This is a genomic window from Streptomyces sp. NPDC058525 (genome assembly GCF_042719495.1).
Taxonomy (GTDB): domain Bacteria; phylum Actinomycetota; class Actinomycetes; order Streptomycetales; family Streptomycetaceae; genus Streptomyces.
The window spans coordinates 1-1,323 of record NZ_JBHXNP010000228.1 but is presented as its reverse complement, the minus strand read 5'-3'; the positions used below and the strand labels follow the sequence as shown (position 1 = coordinate 1,323).

Here is a 1,323-nt window from a genome sequence, read left to right as displayed (position 1 = left end):
CAGGGCGGCCCGACCCGGAAGGACAGTAGGACGGGCGGGAAACCCCCAAACCCTCTCTGATGAGCCTCAGCGGAAATCAGGCCCCCGAAGCCCAACCCCCAAAGCCCCCCACCCCCCTCACAACCTCAACGCCCTGACGTCCTCCAGGAAGGGCTCCAGGGCCGCCCTCAGGGCCGCCGGCTGGTCGTAGTGGAGGTAGTGGCCCGCGTCGGGGATTTCGGCGTACTGGCCTGCCGGGAGGACGCGGACCATCTCCTGGGCTTCGGCCCGGCCGAGTTCGCCGTCCAGGCCGCGGACGACCAGGGTGGGGCAGCGGACCTGGGCCAGTTCCTCCCAGTGGGCGTCGTGCACCCACGTCTCGCGGGCCGTCAGCATCTGGCGGCGGGAGAACAGCGGGCGCCAGCCGTCCTGCGCCTCGTGCATGACCTCGGCGAAGAAGGCGCCGCGGCCGGGGTCGGGGCGCTCCACCCGGGGATCGTCCTCGCCGAACCAGCGGCGGGCCGCGTCCTGGGTGGGGAAGGGCAGCGGCCAGCGGTGGAACCAGTCGGCCCACTCCTGCTGCGAGGCTTCGCCGAGGGCCGAGGCGCGCATGTCGCAGATGACCACGGCTTCGACGAGGTCGGGGCGGCGGGCCGCGAGCTGCCAGGCGGTGAGGGCGCCCATGGAATGGCCGATCAATGTCACGGGGGCGATGCCGAGCTGCTCGACGACGGCCTCCGCGTCGGCCACGAACGCCTCGCGCGTGTAGGGCCCGTGCGCCGGGCGGTCGCTCTGGCCGTGTCCGCGCTGGTCCAGGGCGATGACGCGGCGGTGCTCGCCGAGCCAGCGGGCGGTGCCGGACCAGTGAAAGGCGCGGCCCATGAGCCCGTGGAGTAAGAGCACGGCGGGACGGGGGTCCGGCCCTGCGGGCCGGTCCGCGGGCGCGGGGTCCGCTTCGCGGAACTCCCAGGCGGCCAGGCGTACACCATCGGCCCCTGTCACATCGATGCGCTGTACCACCGCAGATGCACCCCCTTCGCTCCCGGCCAGACTATCGAACCCGCATTCGAAAACGGGCGTCTCGCCGACAACACCGCTCTTTCGAGTGACCTTGCTCAAGGATTGGCCGCCGCTGCCGATGGAGATCCTTTCAACAGGGAGGCGAGCCGCTCGGGGAAGACGGTTCGAAGGGGACGACCTTGAGAGCTCGGGGCTCCAGGTCACAAGGGGAGGACCGGTCCCGGCGCCCCCCGGCGCCCGGGCCGCCCCCCAGCCGGGCGCAGAAAACCCAAACCGACCCCCCCAGACAAACACCATACGCGGTAGCCGGGGAAGAGGGGGGCA

General features: G+C 72.0%; 1 protein-coding gene. It reads right to left on the bottom strand.

From position 1 onward, the window contains the following. Nucleotides 1–117 precede the first annotated feature (117 nt). Nucleotides 118–999, bottom strand: a complete 882-nt coding sequence (locus tag ACFWP3_RS42000; protein WP_384232228.1) for an alpha/beta fold hydrolase — start codon at nt 997–999, stop codon at nt 118–120. Nucleotides 1,000–1,323 lie beyond the last annotated feature (324 nt).